The 17926-nt window shown below is 40.5% G+C and carries 19 protein-coding genes; 2 read left to right on the top strand and 17 right to left on the bottom strand.

What is annotated here, in order from left to right; all coding sequences use genetic code 11:
• The first annotated feature begins 308 nt into the window (after positions 1 to 308).
• Positions 309 to 1907 (top strand): hydroxylamine reductase, encoded by a 1599-nt coding sequence (gene hcp / locus ACTQXY_RS11395; RefSeq protein WP_441659544.1) that lies wholly within the window; start codon positions 309 to 311, stop codon positions 1905 to 1907.
• A 42-nt stretch (positions 1908 to 1949) separates the two neighbouring features.
• Here the strand turns inward: hcp and ACTQXY_RS11390 are convergent, their stop codons facing one another.
• The 15 genes from ACTQXY_RS11390 to ACTQXY_RS11320 form a co-directional block, all read right to left on the bottom strand.
• Positions 1950 to 2753, bottom strand: coding sequence for a Cof-type HAD-IIB family hydrolase (locus ACTQXY_RS11390; protein ID WP_441659543.1), 804 nt, complete (start codon positions 2751 to 2753; stop codon positions 1950 to 1952).
• A 13-nt stretch (positions 2754 to 2766) separates the two neighbouring features.
• Positions 2767 to 4005 carry an MFS transporter gene (locus tag ACTQXY_RS11385; RefSeq protein WP_441659542.1) on the bottom strand — a complete coding sequence of 413 codons (1239 nt, stop codon included), beginning with the start codon at positions 4003 to 4005 and terminating at the stop codon, positions 2767 to 2769.
• A gap of 12 nt (positions 4006 to 4017) precedes the next feature.
• On the bottom strand, positions 4018 to 4809 hold the full coding sequence (locus tag ACTQXY_RS11380; RefSeq protein WP_441659541.1) for a zinc dependent phospholipase C family protein: 792 nt from the start codon (positions 4807 to 4809) through the stop codon (positions 4018 to 4020).
• A 109-nt stretch (positions 4810 to 4918) separates the two neighbouring features.
• The gene (vanT, locus tag ACTQXY_RS11375; RefSeq protein ID WP_441659540.1) at positions 4919 to 6049 is read right to left on the bottom strand and encodes a serine racemase VanT catalytic subunit; all 1131 of its coding nucleotides are present in this window, start codon (positions 6047 to 6049) and stop codon (positions 4919 to 4921) included.
• Complete coding sequence (locus ACTQXY_RS11370) at positions 6015 to 7055, bottom strand: acyltransferase family protein (protein WP_441659539.1); 1041 nt, start codon at positions 7053 to 7055, stop codon at positions 6015 to 6017. Before ACTQXY_RS11370 ends, vanT begins: the two co-directional genes overlap by 35 nt.
• The gene (locus tag ACTQXY_RS11365; RefSeq protein WP_441659538.1) at positions 7042 to 7431 is read right to left on the bottom strand and encodes a hypothetical protein; all 390 of its coding nucleotides are present in this window, start codon (positions 7429 to 7431) and stop codon (positions 7042 to 7044) included. Before ACTQXY_RS11365 ends, ACTQXY_RS11370 begins: the two co-directional genes overlap by 14 nt.
• Entirely contained in the window at positions 7431 to 8474 is a 1044-nt protein-coding gene (gene vanG, locus ACTQXY_RS11360) for a D-alanine--D-serine ligase VanG (protein WP_441659537.1), read from the bottom strand. Before vanG ends, ACTQXY_RS11365 begins: the two co-directional genes overlap by 1 nt.
• 166 nt (positions 8475 to 8640) lie before the next feature.
• Positions 8641 to 9732 carry an ATP-binding protein gene (locus tag ACTQXY_RS11355; protein ID WP_441659547.1) on the bottom strand — a complete coding sequence of 364 codons (1092 nt, stop codon included), beginning with the start codon at positions 9730 to 9732 and terminating at the stop codon, positions 8641 to 8643.
• Positions 9733 to 9742: 10 nt separating this feature from the next.
• Positions 9743 to 10441, bottom strand: a complete 699-nt coding sequence (gene vanR / locus ACTQXY_RS11350; protein WP_441659536.1) for a VanR-ABDEGLN family response regulator transcription factor — start codon at positions 10439 to 10441, stop codon at positions 9743 to 9745.
• The gene (locus ACTQXY_RS11345) at positions 10438 to 11778 is read right to left on the bottom strand and encodes an MATE family efflux transporter (RefSeq protein WP_441659546.1); all 1341 of its coding nucleotides are present in this window, start codon (positions 11776 to 11778) and stop codon (positions 10438 to 10440) included. Before ACTQXY_RS11345 ends, vanR begins: the two co-directional genes overlap by 4 nt.
• Positions 11779 to 12027: 249 nt before the next feature.
• Complete coding sequence (locus tag ACTQXY_RS11340; RefSeq protein ID WP_441659545.1) at positions 12028 to 12606, bottom strand: dipicolinate synthase subunit B; 579 nt, start codon at positions 12604 to 12606, stop codon at positions 12028 to 12030.
• A 24-nt stretch (positions 12607 to 12630) separates the two neighbouring features.
• Positions 12631 to 13497, bottom strand: coding sequence for a dipicolinate synthase subunit DpsA (locus ACTQXY_RS11335; protein ID WP_441659535.1), 867 nt, complete (start codon positions 13495 to 13497; stop codon positions 12631 to 12633).
• A 77-nt stretch (positions 13498 to 13574) separates the two neighbouring features.
• Positions 13575 to 14369, bottom strand: a complete 795-nt coding sequence (locus ACTQXY_RS11330; protein WP_441659534.1) for a RelA/SpoT-related domain-containing protein — start codon at positions 14367 to 14369, stop codon at positions 13575 to 13577.
• Positions 14370 to 14475: 106 nt separating this feature from the next.
• Positions 14476 to 15105 carry an SdpI family protein gene (locus ACTQXY_RS11325; RefSeq protein WP_441659533.1) on the bottom strand — a complete coding sequence of 210 codons (630 nt, stop codon included), beginning with the start codon at positions 15103 to 15105 and terminating at the stop codon, positions 14476 to 14478.
• Positions 15102 to 15374 (bottom strand): autorepressor SdpR family transcription factor, encoded by a 273-nt coding sequence (locus tag ACTQXY_RS11320; RefSeq protein ID WP_441659532.1) that lies wholly within the window; start codon positions 15372 to 15374, stop codon positions 15102 to 15104. Before ACTQXY_RS11320 ends, ACTQXY_RS11325 begins: the two co-directional genes overlap by 4 nt.
• Positions 15375 to 15547: 173 nt before the next feature.
• On the opposite strand from ACTQXY_RS11320, the gene ACTQXY_RS11315 reads away from it, so the two are divergent.
• Complete coding sequence (locus ACTQXY_RS11315; RefSeq protein ID WP_441659531.1) at positions 15548 to 15901, top strand: YmaF family protein; 354 nt, start codon at positions 15548 to 15550, stop codon at positions 15899 to 15901.
• A gap of 140 nt (positions 15902 to 16041) precedes the next feature.
• On the opposite strand, the gene ACTQXY_RS11310 is transcribed toward ACTQXY_RS11315, so the two are convergent.
• Both ACTQXY_RS11310 and ACTQXY_RS11305 read right to left on the bottom strand, forming a co-directional pair.
• Positions 16042 to 17052 carry a GGGtGRT protein gene (locus ACTQXY_RS11310; protein ID WP_270651316.1) on the bottom strand — a complete coding sequence of 337 codons (1011 nt, stop codon included), beginning with the start codon at positions 17050 to 17052 and terminating at the stop codon, positions 16042 to 16044.
• Positions 17053 to 17071: 19 nt separating this feature from the next.
• A complete protein-coding gene (locus ACTQXY_RS11305; RefSeq protein WP_004612368.1) occupies positions 17072 to 17764 on the bottom strand; it encodes an iron-sulfur cluster assembly scaffold protein in 693 nt (230 codons plus the stop codon).
• Positions 17765 to 17926: the final 162 nt, after the last annotated feature.

Raw genomic sequence — 17926 nt, 5'->3', positions numbered from 1 at the left:
CCGCATAACCTTAACTTCTCAATATTCAATTTTTAAAGCAGCCACCGAAAGATGGCTTATTTGTCGTGTGCTTAAGGTAATGGATACCCTCTACTTCTCATTTTCAATCTTCTCCTCCTTCAAAAATCGAAACGTTTCGGTTTTTGTTTTATTATAATACGCAGTAATATTACTGTCAAGAAAAACAACTCCTTACTGACTTTTTTCAAAAACATTATTTTCGTGGTTATAACAACATAACTGTTTTCCAAACTATATTATAATGAATCTACAAAATTCAAAAACAGTATAAAAAGGAGATTCTAATTATGACAAATAAAATGTTTTGTTTTCAATGTGAACAGACTGCAGGATGCACCGGCTGCACAGGTTCTGCAGGTGTCTGTGGAAAGAAAGCCGATACTGCCCAATTACAGGATGAGTTGACCGGAGCACTCATAGGCCTTGCACGCGCAACTGTAAATAATGAAGATTTGATCACTGATACAACTGATCAGCTTATTTTAGATGGACTGTTTACCACTGTAACGAATGTAAATTTCAACAATGAAACACTCCGCGCTCTAATCGACCAAATTCATCTTGAACGGAATCGTTTCACTCCAATGTGCAGTTCATGCGCCTCTCCTTGTGGGAAAGCAAATGACTATGATATGTCTGACCTTTGGAACGACGACGAAGATACCCGTTCTTTAAAATCACTAATTCTGTTCGGTATCCGTGGAATTTCTGCTTATGCTTATCATGCTGCTGTTCTCGGATATAAAGACAAAGATGTCAATCAGTTTTTCTACAAGGCACTTTTCGCTGTCGGAATGGACTGGGACATGGACGAACTTCTTCCAATCGTACTGGAGGTTGGGGAAATTAATTTGAAATGTATGGCTCTTCTTGATCAGGCAAACACAGAAACTTATGGCACGCCGATTCCGACAGAAGTATCTCTCATCGTAGAAAAGGGACCATTTATTGTTATTTCCGGACATGACCTTTATGATCTAAAACTGCTTTTGGAACAGACGCAGGACAAAAATATTAATATCTATACACACGGAGAAATGCTGCCGGCACACGGTTATCCGGAGCTGAAAAAATATCCTCATTTGAAAGGCAATTTCGGAACTGCATGGCAGAATCAGCAGAAAGAATTTGCAGCTCTTCCGGGCGCTGTCCTTTTCACCACAAATTGTTTAATGCCGCCAAAACCAAGCTATGCGGACAGAGTGTTCACAACAGAAGTCGTATCCTATCCGGAAATCATCCATATCGGCGAGGAAAAAGATTTTACACCTGTCATCGAAAAAGCGCTCGCTCTTGGAGGTTATCAAGAGGATACTGTCTTTACGGGTATCAATGGTGGAACAACTGTAATGACCGGATTTGGTCACAAAACAGTGCTCTCCGTTGCAGACCAGGTAATTGAGGCTGTCAAAGAAGGGGCTATCAAACACTTTTTCCTCGTTGGAGGCTGTGATGGAGCAAGAACCGGTAGAAATTATTATACAGAATTTGTGAAACAGACACCAAAGGACTCTGTTATTCTGACACTTGCATGTGGAAAATATCGTTTCAACGACCTTGATCTTGGAACGATCAAAGGACTTCCACGTATCATGGACATGGGACAATGCAACGATGCTTATAGCGCAATCAAAGTGGCTGTGGCACTTGCCGAGGCATTTGAATGTGGTGTGAATGACCTTCCACTTTCCATGGTATTATCTTGGTATGAGCAGAAAGCGGTGTGTATCTTGTTGACACTGTTCCATCTTGGCATACAGAACATAGTACTTGGTCCTACACTCCCTGCCTTCCTCTCTTCAAATGTGTTGAATCTATTGGTTGAAAAATTCCATATTTCACCAATTTCCACACCGGAGGAAGACTTAAAGAAACTGTTAGGATAAGATATCAAAATGGCGGAAAGGACATTCTCTCCGCCATTTTTCTTATAACAATTTTTCATAGATTGCCTTGGCAACCCCATCTTCGTCATTACTTACTGTCACATACTTCGCAATTTTTTTGATTTCTTCATTGGCATTCCCCATTGCAACGGGATATCCTGCCCGTACTAACATCGAATGATCATTCACATTGTCGCCGATTGCCATGACTTCTTCCATATGAATTCCCAAATATTTGCAAAGGTGTTCCAAAGCTTTTCCTTTTTGGGCATCCTTTTGTGTAACTTCGATATAGCCGCTTGTTGAAACTGCCAATTCCAAATCATCGAACAGTTCCAGTTCCTTTTGAACGGCCAGCAGTTTTTCCATTTTTCCATAAAAAATCTGAATTTTCTCGACGGGCTTTCCACTTTCTTCCACAAGTTTCCGCAAATCTTTTACGGATTTGCGTGCTTTAAAATCACCATGATACGCTAGTTTTCGATACAGTGCCTGCACTGTTGAATTGTCGTAGCACTTTCCTTCTTGATGAATTGCAAGCCCGATTTTATATTCCTGACATATTTTTAAGACATCACATGCCGTTTCATTGGAAATCAGTTTTCGATATAGCACTTCTTTTTCTTTCCAGTCATAGACTTTTGCACCATTCGAAGTGATAATATAAGAAAGTTCTTTTATGCCCCTCAGCCCAGTTGGCAATCCCTCCAGACACCGTCCAGTTACCGGAACTACCTGAATTCCTTTTGCATACACTTCTTTCAAAGCTTCTTTTGTCGCCTTTGTCATCCTGTGTCTGCTATTTACAGCCGTCTCATCCATATCTACCGCAAGTAATTTTATCATTTTCATCACCCTTTTATTTATTTAACTTTGCAGCCTTGCAGAACAATACAAATCCAATCACAAATAAAACAGTGATCATTGCAACTCCTGCATTTGCCACATTTGTAAGCTGAGCTATCACTCCCACTAAAGTAGTCCCCAGAAAGGATGCTCCCTTCCCACAAATATCATAAATTCCAAAATACTCCCCTGCTTTTTCTGCCGGAATAATTTTCGCAAAATAAGAACGTGATAACGCCTGAATCGCTCCCTGGAACATTCCTACCAACACGGCAAGCAGCCAGAACTCCCACTGCTTATCAAGCTGAATTGCAAACAATGCGATTCCGGTATATGCTGCAATACAGATTTTGATCAACAAATCTGTCTCGTATTTTTTTGAACATCTTGCAAAAATCAACGCGCATGGAAACGCTACAATCTGTGTCACTAAAAGTGCCAGCAGAAGTCCGGTAGAATCCAATCCCAATGCACTTCCGTACGCTGTTGCCATCTCGATGATCGTGTACACGCCATCGATAAAAAAGAAAAACGAAAGCAGGTATAAAAAGATATTCTTTTCTGCTTTGATATCTTTCAGCGTGTTTATCAGACGTCTGAAACTGTCCCTCACCGGATGTGTCGGCATCTGTGCATAATTCACCTGTTTGTATTTTTTCAACAATGGGATTGTAACCAGAAACCACCATGCCGCATTTAAGAAAAATGCAAGCATCATCGCCATCCCCATTGTAATCCCTATCTTTTCATACATCAATACAAACACAAGCGAAATCACAAATGGCACACAGCTTCCTATATATCCCCATGCATATCCATACGAAGACACCACATCCATTCTGTCGTGATCGGTAATATCAACCAACATAGAATCATAAAAAATCAAACTGGCATTATATCCTACTTTTGCGATCACAAAAACAGCCAAAAAGACGACCCAGGATGTCGGAAATGCCAAAGCTGCACAACCAATAACCCCTACCATCATACTGACCGTAAACAGTGGTTTTTTGTAATTTTTCGTATCTGCAATAGAACCCAGAATTGGTCCGATCAGCGCGACAATAATTGTCGCAGCTGAAGCCGCATATCCCCAATACGCCAAGGAATCTACTTCCGATACCCCTGCATTGCCTGTTAAATAGTTAAAATAAATCGGTATGATCGTAGATACAAGCAAGACAAACGCTGAATTCCCCACATCATAAAGAATCCAGTATTTCTCCAATTTTGTCAGTTTTTGTTTTTCCATCTTCTCTTCCTTTTACTCAAATGTACGATTGAATCGCTCATCCAGTTCCTTTCCCATTTTTACACTCTCATCAAAACTTTGGATCATCTTTACAGCCACAGGGACTGCCTCCTCAAAATGTCGCAAAAGACCAATATTGCTCTCCATACATTTTGGATTATCGACCCGCTGGTTCATAACACCTTTCATCACAGCATATTTCCCCGTCATCTTCAGGGCAGAATTGATCATCGTCTGTTTGACCACTCCAGGTGCCGTGAAAAGGCGCTTCAACTCTTTTAAATAAATCAGAGAATGGCGAATTCGCTTTTCGTCAATCGCCGGGTGAAACGGCGCGATTGCCTTTACAGTATTCCAATCGGTCGGAACAAGTTTTGCAATCGGGTAGCCAAGTGGATCTTTCTTGTCAATGCGAAGCAGTTTTTTTTCAAATTCTTCTTCGATCTCCACATGCTCCACTCCCGTCTTTTGAATCATCTCATCCACATACGGATGGCTCTCACTATCCAGAATAAAATGGCATAAAAAACCTAACAGATATGCATATTCTTTGCTGTCTCTTCCTTTTTCTTGAACTATCTTTACTGCTTGCGAAAAGAACGGATATGCAGAAACCGAGTGCATATTCGTTCCATATTTTGAAACTTCATTATTACTGTATAATCTATAAAAGAAAAAAATGTCAGGACCTTGCAATCCAATCTGAAACTGCGGATAATGCTCTCGAATCGTCTCCTTGAGCTCTCCATGCATTTGTTTCCAGACTTTTTTCCCAAATCGTTCATGTGCATAAAATGCTGGCATAACATCACTCCTCATTTGTTTTATCTTAAAAGTATATCATTGAAATGTGAAATTTGTATATAGCTTATGTTAAAAAAAATGAAATTTAAATGTTTCTGCCTTTTCTTTTTTATTTGGAATACACTTTTGGCATCCTGCATCCGATACGGCTTAATAACTCATTTGTAATTGTTCCCGCTTTTTCTGCCAACTCTGTGATAAGAATTTCTTCTTCGCCGTCTTTCCCAACAACTGTAACCAAATCCCCTGCACTCACCGACTGCAGTGATGTCACATCAACCAACATCTGATCCATACAGATTCTTCCAACTACCGGCACACGTTTTCCCTGTATCAGAACTTCCATATGACTGTCGGAAAGATTTCTTGGGATACCGTCTCCGTAACCAATGGAAACCGTTGCAATTTTCCGGTCTGTCTGTGCCAAAAATTTCCTTCCATATCCTGCTGTTTCACCGGCTCTCAGCGTGCGGACAGATGTAATCCTAGATTTTATCTCCATGACAGGATACAATGAAACCTCCTTGCGGACTTGGTCCGCCTTCGCTGACAATGTACCATATAATGCAATTCCCACCCGCACATAATCGCACGGCAGTTGTGGATAATTCAAAAGTCCGTAACTGCTTTGCAGATGCATACACGGAATCTTGATTTTTTTCTCCCCCAATTTTTGAATCTGTTGATAAAAAAGTGAAATCTGTTTTTTCGTATAATCTATTTCTTCTTCAGTTGTGCCATCGGACACGCATAGATGAGAATAAATCCCACAGATCTTTAGACAATTCATTTCATATACCTTTTCGATTTCATGCACATTCTGAACATCGATACCAAGTCGATGCATCCCTGTATCAACCTTTATCTCTACCTCCAAAGGAATTCCTATTGCATTTAATGCTTCTGCATGTGCCATGTCCACGACTGTTTGACGCAGTCTGAAACGTTGCAAATCTGCTGCTCTGCAAGGAGCAGTGTAGCCTAGAATTAAAATTTCTCCCGCAATCTTATGTCTTCGGAGTGTAATTCCCTCCTCGATTGTTGCAACAGCAAAAGTATCTACTCCTATCAGATTGAGGGTCTTTGCCACTTCTACCGCACCGTGTCCATAAGCGTCGGCTTTTACAACTGCCATCAACTTACATCCCGGCTGCATAATACGCCTTAAATGAGCTGCATTTCCTTTTAGTGCACGCAAATCAATCTCAACCCAGGCTCTTTCCATCTCTCTTTTGTTCATTATTTTGTCTCCCTCCGATTTTTTGTGCTACAGTACACACAATTGCTGCCACGATAAATGAACTTAAAGTAACAACTCCAAATTGAATCAGTTGATTCCCTGTCAGAATCTTTTCTATATGCAGTATCTTTCCGCACATTCGTGTCATCACAATCATCCAAGGGTGTATGATGTACACGATCATGGAAATCGTTCCGTATAATTTTCGACGCTTTCCTCTCTGTTCAATCAGAATCGCAAACAAGAACATCATTACCGGAATCAGAAAAAAATACATACTGTCATGTCTCTGCAGATGATTTAGATATAGTATCGTTCCTTCTCCTGCCATGCCGGCAAATGACAAAACGGCTCCTGCCCATACTATTTTTTTGCTCCTAAATTTCCATTTTGAAAGAACTGCTCCCATCACAAGAAATATTGGGGCGAAGAAAATACCATTTCTTGTATAATCAAACAATCCAAAAAGTGCCTGATAAAAAGCCTTCAAAACCGTAATCCGCTCGACTATTCCAAAATAACTGTCTCCGAAAAGTCCTATTATATAGAGTAGAACACAAACGACGATCGTAGGCTTTTCTCCCACTTTTCTCAATAAAACAGTGACAATTCCAACCCCCAGCACAACCGCCGGGAAGTACCAGAGATGGTACATTGTTCCATCAAACAAAATATCCTGTATACACTTTTTGAAAAAATCCTTTCCAGAAAAATAGCCATTATATAAATTCAGCGGCAGATAGAGCAGTATAGCTGCTCCATATAAAATTCCGGTTTTCTTTAAAAATTTTTCTGTCCTTGCTCTTTCTGTCTGCAAGTGAGGAAATAGAAAAAAACCTGTTGTCATCAGAAAAAATGGCACAGCAATCCTTGCAGCTACACGTGTGAACAGAAAATCCGCGAATCTACTATACTCCTCCAGTGGAGATATATGTATTGCCACTACAAGCACCGCGGCTATCATGCGAAAATAGTCTACCATCGGATATCCCTTATGCTTTTCCATCTCTTTTCTCCCACAATATCAATATCACCCCATCTACATTGTTGCCTGATATCTGACAGAATTTTTGTTTTGGCAGCATAATCTCTTTTACCTCTCCCTCCATCTTTAGGTAAGAAACCTCTACTGTTTTTTCATCCACCTGAAGTTTTAAACCGTTCTCCCCATACAGATACCGTCTCAGCCGTTCTATATACTCTTCCAGACAAATTCCCTGTTCATTCATATACACAGCTTCCATCAAAACATTTTTATACTGTTCTGTTATAGCTCTTGCTTTCCACGTTTTCTCTGCAAACTCTTTCAGCGGGTGTTCCTGATTCACCAAAATCAGCGCCCCTTTATACACGTCCTTCGGATATATCGTATATCTTTCCATCAACGTACCTCCAATTCAATCAGGCGCTCCAATATTTCTGAAAACGTCATCCCTATCCCTTTCATCATGTTCGGATAACGACTATGTGACGTAAATCCGGGAATAGTATTGACTTCATTAAATACTAATTTCTGTTCTGGTGTCAGAAAAAGATCTACCCTCGCAAATCCTTTACATGCCAATGCTCTGTAAATCTGTTTTGCCGTTTCCTGTATCTTTTTTTCCATCTGTTCATCGACTCTCGCTGGCATATGGATTTTGGAACTTTTCAGCGTATATTTTTCTGTATAATCAAAAAATCCGTCTGACAGTTCAATTTCATCCACTCTTCCCACCAAAAGTTCCTCGTTTCCTAAAACGGCACATCCCACTTCAAAGCCTTCTACCGCTTCTTCCACAATCACTTCATCATCATGTGTAAATGCCATTTTCACAGCTGACAAAAGCTGCTCTTTTTCACTTACTTTTGTGATTCCAAAAGAAGAACCTGCTCGGACCGGTTTTACAAACAACGGGTATGTCAGTGCGCTTGTCCGTTTTAAAAGTTCCTTTTCTTCCATTACCTCAGAAAATACCAACGCCTTTGGCACTAAGATTCCTGCCTTTTCTGCCAGTTGATGAGCCCTGTCCTTGTCCATGCACAATGCTGAAGACAGCAGACCACATCCTATAACCGGAATCCCGGCTAGTTCTGCTGCCCCCTGCACAGTTCCATCTTCTCCATTTTTCCCATGCAAAACCGGAAACACCGCATCTAACCATGTCTCAATCCGCTTATTGTCTCGGATTTCCACCATTCCATGGACAGATCGATTCGGGCTCAGCCACGCCGGATGGCAAAATGTTTCACTTTCATGCCAGGTGTCAGCTGCGATTTCTTCATAATCACCATCATACCGGAACCATTCTCCTTGACGTGTGATTCCTATCAGAACCACCTCATATTTCTCTCGATTCACATGGTTGATAATGGCATATGCCGACTGTAATGACACCGGATACTCACTGGAGCATCCCCCAAATAAAATTGCTATTCTTTTCAATGTTCTCTATCTCCTTCTCATTTGTATATTGCGATCCTCGCAAAGCGTTTTATGCAATAAAAAACATCTTCGCTTTCGATAGAGTTATCCTATCAAAAACAAAGATGTCATTTTCCCGTTTTTTCTAAATAATATTCTACTTTTTTTCTGCAAAATTCTTAAGAATTTATTGTGCTTTTGGCAGAACGATCTCAAACCGTATCGTCTCATTTTCACTGAAAGCAGAAATTGTTCCGTGATGCAGCTCGACAATTTCTTTTGCAATTGCAAGCCCCAATCCTGCGCCGCCGCTTCTTGTCGTACGTGCCGTATCCAACCGATAAAACTGTTCAAAAATCCGTTCTAGTTTTTCTTTTGGAATTGTGTTGCCGTGATTCACACACACAATTTTGATTCCCGCTACTTCTTCAGTAACAGATAAAAAGATTGTATCTTTCTCAAAACTATAGTTCACTGCATTTCGCAGCAGATTGTCAAATACTCTCTGCATTTTTCCAATATCGCATTTCCACTCCAAATCCTTTGGAACCGACAACTTACAATCCAATTCTTTTTCGTCCAGCATCGGTTTGAATTCATACACCAACTGCTCCAACATTCTTGTCAGATTCACTCTGCTCAATTCCAATGTCAGATTAGAGAGATTAAATCTTGTAATCTCAAAAAATTCATTGATCAAATCTTCCAGATGCTCTGCTTTTTCCAGTGAAATCGAAAGATATTTTTGTCGTAAATCTTCCGAAATCTGTCCTTCGTCCCGCAGCAAAGTCAGATATCCGATCACGGAAGTAAGCGGTGTCTTTAAATCATGCGCCAAATAGACAACCAGATCATTTTTCCGTTGTTCTGCCTCTTTTGCTGCCCTTGCATTGCGCCCAATCTCCAGTTTCATAGAATTTAGCTCACTCTCTATTTCCTTCAGTTCATACGGCAGCTCAATCAGCTTCTCCTCACTTTGAAATAAATTTTCTGTCGCCCAAAGCACTTTCTTAAGATAAGAGAACGGCTTTCTCAAAAAGAAAATCGTCGCAGCCGGATAGCCAACCATCAAAGCAAAAACCACTATGACATCGATTCGAAGCTCAATCCATTTTCCGATGCGGTAAAGCAAATCCTCCGGATACCATATCACCATGCCAGCCGCAAATTCAGCCAGATAATACCCGCCAATGAGCAAAAACGGAAGTCCTACAATCACGAGAAGCATCTTTAGTAAAAATTTGTAAAAAATCTGATTCACCGTCTTATTTACCCGCATGTATTCTTTTCTACTCAATCTGATACCCCACTCCCCATACTGTTTTAATAAATTTCGGTTTTCTAGGCGGCTCATGCAATTTTTCACGCAGCCTTCCAATATGAGCCATCACCGTATTATTGCTGTCATAGTATCTTTCTCCCCATACAGCCTCAAACAGCTCCTCTGAGGAGACAACTCTTCCCTTTCGTTCACAGAGATACCATAAAATAGAAAATTCAATCGGTGTCAACGCAATCTCTTCTCGAAACAATGTGCACTTGTGCGTAGTTTGATTGATCACAAGTCCTCTGATATCATACTCGTTAATTTCTTTTTCTTCCGGCACTTCCGCATGGTTGTATGTTTTATATCTTCTAAGTTGTGTTTTTACTCTTGCAACTACTTCCAACGGATTAAATGGCTTTAAAATATAATCGTCAGCTCCCAGCGTCAATCCCATGATCTTATCTGTATCTTCTACCTTGGCAGTCAGCATGACAACCGGATAATAATACTTTTCTCGAATTTTCTGGCAAATCTTAAACCCATCTATGTCCGGCAGCATAACATCCAAAATCGCCATATCAAGCTTTGTATGCGCAATACACTCCAACGCATCTTTTCCGTTGTAAAATTTATGTACCTGATAACCGTCACTCATCAGATAAACTTCCACAAGATCTGCAATCTCTTTTTCATCATCTACCACTAAAATATGTTCACTCATTTTTCCTCACCTACTGTCAATTTTCGAATATACCAATAATAATATGGAATCAGCGGAATCAACGCGCTCACCCAGGCTGCCGGGTCACAGATACAGATTCCGGTAAACCGAAGCGCTTCAAACAACAAAATTACGGTTAGGGCTCTTGCCAACAGTTCAAACACCCCACCAAGCATTGGAACCAGTCCGTTTCCAATTCCCTGCAGCGTATTCCGGTATAAAAAGATAAGTCCTAAAGGGAAATAAAACCACAGACTGATATGGAACATCTTTTCCGCAATTGCGCGCAGTTCCCCGGTCGGATCTGCCACAAATACTTTTACCAGAGATGGCAGCCAAAAATATGCTACCACCATGATCACGACACTGTAAACCGCCGTCATCCCGATACTGACATTCAGACCTTTTTTGATCCGCCCGATTTTTCCTGCACCGTAGTTCTGTCCGGCATACGTTGCAAGCGCAGCTCCAAGTGCCATGTACACCTGCATCACAATATTCTGAATCTTGCTTGTCGCAGAGTAAGATGCAATATACATGGAACCTAGCAGATTCAATGAGGATTGTACGATCATCGTTCCAATTGCCGTGATGGAAAACTGCAGTCCCATCGGAACACCCATCGACAAAAGTTGTCTTATACTCTTTAGAGAAATTTTCCTTTCTTGTTTTCCAAACCGGACAATCTCATACTTCTTCCATACATAAATAAAACATAAAATGCCGGATACTGCCTGAGATGCAACGGTCGCATAAGCTGCACCTGCCACCCCAAGTGGAATTACCGCCACCAAAAGAAGATCCAGACCAATATTTAAAACAGACGATAACACCAAAAAGACAAGCGGTGTCTTGCTGTCTCCCAAAGATCGCGCAATCGCAGCCAGCATATTATATAGAATCGTCGCCGGAAGACCTGCATAGATGATTGCAATATACTCCCAAGTATCCGCATAAATCTTTTCTGGCGTATTCATCGTCGTCAAAATCCATCCATTTGCCAACAATAACCCGACTGTCATCACAGCTGCAAGTGCAATGCATAAATACGTCGACATTGCCACATAATGTTTTAATCGTTTCTCATCTTTTGCACCATATGCCTGTGAGATCAATATCCCAAATCCGCTCGTCATTCCGGTAATCCACCCCACTACCAGAAAATTTAAAGACGTGGTACTTCCGACCGCCGCAAGGGCGTCTACGCCCAAAAATCTTCCTACAATCATAGAATCTACAATATTATAAAAATTTTGAAACAGATTCCCACACAGTACCGGAAACATAAACGCCAATATTAGTTTTAACGGTTTCCCCTCCGTCATATTCTTCGCCATCATTCTTCCCCTCTTCCTTTTTTCATACGCATTTCATTATATCGTTGTATGCTCATTTTTTCTAGTGTTATATAAAAAAAGATTGCGCTATTGCGCAATCTTCGCGCGCGAGCGGTTCACGCAGTGATAGTTTCACCCCCGCGAGCTGCGCATCTTTGCACGAAGTGCATTTTTTGAATTATAGGATTCCAAAGGAATTTCCTATAATTTAAGAAAAATGCCCTGAATTTTTCAGAGCATTTCTACACTTTACTGAATTACCGGCTGATATTGTTTTCCTTCTAGCGCCTCTTTTGCCGCATCCAGCAAAAGTTCCGTATGCGCAATCATCGAGTTTGGTTTCTTTTGAGGATTATCCTGTCCAAACGGCACAAAATAAATATGCTTTGCATTCAAAAGTAATCCGATATTTTTCATATTCATGCCAAGCGCATCATTTGTGGATACTGACAGCAAAAGCGGCTTTTCATTCCTAAGATGTGCCTTTGCTGCCATCAGAACCGGTGTATCCGTAATTCCATTTGCAAGCTTTGCGATTGTGTTGCCTGTACACGGAAGGATAATCAAAAGATCTAAAAGCTCCTTTGGTCCGATTGGTTCTGCCTCTGCGATTGTGCGCATCGGTCTGATTCCGGTGAGTTTTTCTGCCTTTTGCACGAACTCCTCCGCCTTTCCAAAACGACTGTCAATCGTCTGAGATGCATCTGAAAAGATTGTCTGTACTTTTGCCCCCTCATCCACCAGTTTCTGAAGTTCTTTAAACACTTTGTCATAGGTACAAAACGAACCGCTCAAAGCGACACCTATCCGCTTGTCATTCAGTTTCATCATACACCCTCCCACATATTTAAACTAAGCAACAGATTCTCTTAATTTCCAAAGCACGGTATCTGCTATGATTTCAGCAGAGGAACAAGGTGCATATTTTCCCGGAAGCCCGGGAAGTTGTACTGCCTGCACACCTGTTCTTCTCGCTGCCGTATAATCTACTCCGCCAGCGCCAGATGCAATATCTAAAATCCACGCCCCTTTTTGCACATAGGCCAGTCTCTCCGCTGTCAGGATCACCTGCGGCACTGTGTTAAATATAATATCCATCTGTTCAAGTTCTCGTTCAAGCGTTCCTGCATCTATAATCTGCATACCATCTGCTTTCGCACAGGCACAAGCTTCCCTGCTCTTTTCCAAAACTCTTACTTCGCATCCGATGCCCTTCAGATATGAACCAAGCATTCTTCCACACGTTCCATACCCTAATATCATGCACCTGCTTTCACGGAGATTTCTCGAACTTCGAATTATCGCTTCCGCAATCATTCCTTCTGCAGTTGCAACACTGTTTTTCACAGATAGACTTTTATCATCCATAAGGTCAAAGACATGAACCCCTTTCGCTTCCATATCCCGATAAAGCTGTTTCGGAATCCCCCCTGCAAAGAAAAACTGTCCCTCTCGCAAATTCAAAAGAACCTCTTTTCGCTTGGAAATTTCTATGCCTGAAACACCTTTTTGTTTCAAAAACGGAATCGGATAAATCAACACATCCGCCGCATTTGTAAGCTCTTTCACAGAAGATGCTGTTTTTGCACGTGGAATTTTCTCCTCTTTGCATAAGTCATATGTCAGGACTCGGTATCCTCTCTCTGCCAGCCTGTCTGCCAGATACCACTGCCGCAGATCACCTCCCACAACAGCAAACTGATACAAATCTGTTCCCAATTTTCATAATTCCTTTTTTCTTTATAGTATGCAATGGCTTATTTTCGGTGTAAAAATAGAATGCGTTTTACCACATTCTATTCCTTTTCGTTCTCACGTTCCATATTCACTTTTTCTTCTTTCATCCGCCGGAAGTAGGAACTCATCTCATCCGCCATTCCTGACAAACGATTCAGCAGTGTCGAAAAATCACACAGCATCGGGTCGTTTTTGAAATACGGATAGACAATATCATGATCGATCTCACTCCATCCTTCCTCAAACAATGTTCTTCCCTGTACCTCTACGTAATATCCCTTATATTTGATAATATAATGAAGTGACCGATAGATGCCGCCTGCTTTAATATCGATCAGCCTTTCATCATAGATCTTGCTGTCTCCCGAACGCTTATACACTTTCGGTCGTTCCGCAAGATAGTAATGATTCACATCCTCATCGAAATCTTCCAGTCTGTTCTCCACATAAATATCCGGATTATTTTCAAACACCTTTGTAATATAATTATGAAAGTAAATCCAGTCTTCCCGATATAAGAAAAATACTCGTATTCCAATCAAATCCGTAAAATACTTATAATAATTTTCATGATTCAAAAACGCAAATTTGTCCTTTGCCTCTCTGCGCTTTCGGATAATCTTTTCAATCAGATGACCAGGAGCCTTTGTACGATAGCGATAGGAATGAATCCCCGCTCTCTCGATATCATAAAGGTAATCATCTACAAAATCTTTTCCGATATCTCTTAAGTCCTTCTCAATTTTTTGATAATTCTCATATATTTTCTGCAGCTCTTCCCATGCGATTCCCGCTTCCTGAAAAGCCTCTTCGCTAATATTATATTCTTCCAAAAATTTTTTCTTATCTAACATATCTACCCCTTACTTTTTTACAACATTTTCCGTCCTCATTATATCTTATCTTTTCTCATTTTACCAGCAAAAATGTCTGTGCCATAAACTGACACAGACATCTCTGCTAGATTCCCTTTTTATACAATATAAATGAATAGATTACCGGAACCACTCCAATTACAATCAGCACTCCAATCAGCACTGCAGTCTGATTAAAGAAAACATTCATCAACAAGACAACGCCTGCTGCAATCCACAGTCTTCCTGCAAACCGATTCGTTCGATTCCAATTTTCGGCACTGTTCAATGTCCACGGCAGTTTGATTCCAACTGTGTAATTTTGCCGGTTCTTTGACATGTAATTTCCCATAATGAGAAAAATCACACTGATAAGAATTCCGGATACCACACCAATATCAATTGCCAGCTCTAATGCATATGCATAAATAGAAACAAACATCACCCACGAAATGACCGGTATAATCCAAAATACCAGCGTAAGCATCTTCCCGCCAATATTCTTCCGTTTTGGATCATTTAGAGAAACTATGACTGTAACCAAATGAATGGCCAACAAAATAAGCGGCAGTCCCAAAACAGTAAATGTCTTACTGCTCCATCCATTCGCCACATTGCCGGAGTCAAAGTGTGTCGCAATCGTATCTGGAAGTCGATTCCATAACAGCAATCCCACAACTATCGGCATCACTGTCATCATGCTTGTCAAAATAATTTTTCCTTTGTACTCTTTCATTTCTGCACATCTCCCTTCAAGTCTGCTAACCATAACATAATGTCCTCTACCGCTGAAATATTCAGCTCATAATACACATAATTCTTGTGTTTTGTCTCACATATCAGATCTGCTTTCTTCAAAATTCCCAAATGATAAGAAATTGTTGCACCAGTCATGTCAAAATGACTCCCAATCTCCCCTGCTGATAAAGATCCTTTCTTCAGCAAAACAAGAATCTCTCTCCGAACCGGATCTGAAAGCGCTTTAAATGTCTCAGCAAAACTCATAGCATCCCACCTTCCAGCAATTCTATTTAGAATTTTATCTAAATAGCTTACAGATAATATACCACTTTACCGAACATAATACAATAACTATTTAGAATTTTTTCTAAATACTTTTCACATTATTTTTTCGTTTTCATACTATATAGAAATACCTTTTAAAAGGAGTTGTCTTAATGTATAATTCACCTTGTAACAAACCTGAAAAACAAAAACACGTCCACGAAGTGACTGGAAGCACCGCTACTGCTGAAGATTGTAAAGATTGTCATAGCCATCGTTTCTGTACCATCTCCGGTGAGGCAATAGAAAAAGATTGCAGCCACGTCCACGAAATCAAGTTTCGCACTGATTTTTCAGATGAACATTATCACGAATTTTGTGGTATCTCCGGTCCTGCCATCGACGTAGGTAACGGCAAACACGTTCATTACGTCAAATCATGTACCGATTTTGAAGACGGACACAAACATCTCTTCCAAGTGGCAACTTTGATAGAGAGTCCCGCCGATTTTAAACACTGCGATTAATAACAAATGTTGAGTGGCTAAGAGAAGATATACAAAAAATAAAGTAGGCAGAGTGTTAATATCTGCCTACTTTATCATCTAAAAGTGAACAATTTCACTTCTTTTTATATCTGCTAAGAGTCCCGTATTTCCGCGGTTTCTTAGAATTTTCCGCCTTCTGCTGCTTCCTGAATAGAAACTGCAACAGCAACTGTCATACCAACCATTGGGTTGTTACCAGCGCCGATTAATCCCATCATCTCTACGTGAGCAGGAACTGATGAAGAACCAGCAAACTGTGCATCAGAGTGCATACGTCCCATAGTATCTGTCATACCATAAGAAGCTGGACCAGCTGCCATGTTATCTGGGTGAAGTGTACGTCCTGTACCACCACCTGAAGCTACTGAGAAGTATTTTTTACCTTGTTCGATACATTCTTTTTTGTATGTACCAGCCACTGGATGTTGGAAACGTGTTGGGTTTGTTGAGTTACCTGTAATAGAAACATCAACACCTTCTTTGTGCATGATTGCAACACCTTCTGTTACATCGTTAGCACCGTAGCAGTTAACTTTTGAACGAAGTCCGTCAGAGTATGCTTTTCTGAATACTTCTTTTACTTCTCCTGTGTAGTAATCCATCTCTGTCTCAACATATGTAAATCCATTGATTCTTGAGATGATCTGCGCAGCGTCTTTTCCAAGACCGTTTAAGATAACACGTAAAGGTTTTTTACGTACTTTGTTAGCTTTTTCAGCGATACCGATAGCACCTTCAGCTGCTGCGAATGATTCGTGACCTGCTAAGAATGCGAAACAGTCTGTCTCTTCTTCTAATAACATTTTTCCTAAGTTGCCATGTCCAAGACCTACTTTACGCTGGTCAGCAACAGAACCTGGGATACAGAAAGCCTGAAGACCTTCACCGATTGCTGCAGCAGCATCAGCAGCTCTTCTGCAGTCTTTTTTGATTGCGATTGCAGCACCTACGATGTAAGCCCAGCAAGCGTTTTCAAAACAAATTGGCTGGATTCCTTTGATCTGATCGTAAACGTTCAGTCCAGCGTCTTTTGTGATTTTTTCAGCTTCTTCGATAGAAGCGATTCCATAGCTATTTAACACGCTATTGATTTTATCAATACGTCTTTCATATGATTCAAATAAAGCCATTTTTTACGTCCTCCTTCTCTTACTCTGCTCTTGGGTCAATAATCTTAACAGCGTCATCTACGCGGCCATATTGTCCTTTAGCTTTTTCCCAAGCTGTGTTAGGGTCATCACCTTTTTTGATGAAGTCTGTTAATTTTCCAAGACTTACAAATTGGTATCCGATGATCTCGTTGTCTGCATCTAAAGCGATACCTGTTACATATCCTTCAGCCATCTCAAGGTAACGAGGACCTTTTGCTAATGTTCCGTACATTGTACCAACCTGTGAACGAAGTCCTTTTCCTAAATCTTCAAGACCTGCTCCTACTGGAAGTCCGTCTTCTGAGAACGCACTCTGTGTTCTACCATATACGATCTGTAAGAATAATTCTCTCATAGCTGTATTGATAGCGTCACATACTAAATCTGTATTTAAAGCTTCCAAAATTGTTTTTCCTGGAAGAATCTCAGATGCCATAGCTGCTGAGTGTGTCATTCCTGAACATCCGATTGTCTCAACCAATGCTTCTTGAATGATACCATCTTTTACATTTAATGTTAATTTACAGGCTCCCTGCTGTGGTGCACACCAGCCCACACCGTGTGTTAAGCCTGAGATATCTTTTACTTCTTTTGCTTTTACCCATTTTGCTTCTTCTGGGATTGGAGCTGGTCCGTGATTAACGCCTTGAGCTACTGGACACATAGTTTGTACTTCATGTGAATAAATCATGATAAAACTCCTTTCAAATATGTATGATTTTTTCTCTATGGTGTTTGTTAGAACTTTAACGCCATATATATTCTTATTTTCTCACAAACTTCTCTTTTCGTCTATATTTTTTTTCATATTTTTTATAATTCGACATTATAAAACATTGTTTTTCTGTAAAAA

The organism is Faecalimonas sp. LCP19S3_D12, from assembly GCF_052121495.1.
Lineage (GTDB): Bacteria > Bacillota > Clostridia > Lachnospirales > Lachnospiraceae > Faecalimonas.
The sequence above is the reverse complement of the archived record's forward strand: the minus strand, read 5'-3'. Positions and strand labels throughout refer to the sequence as shown.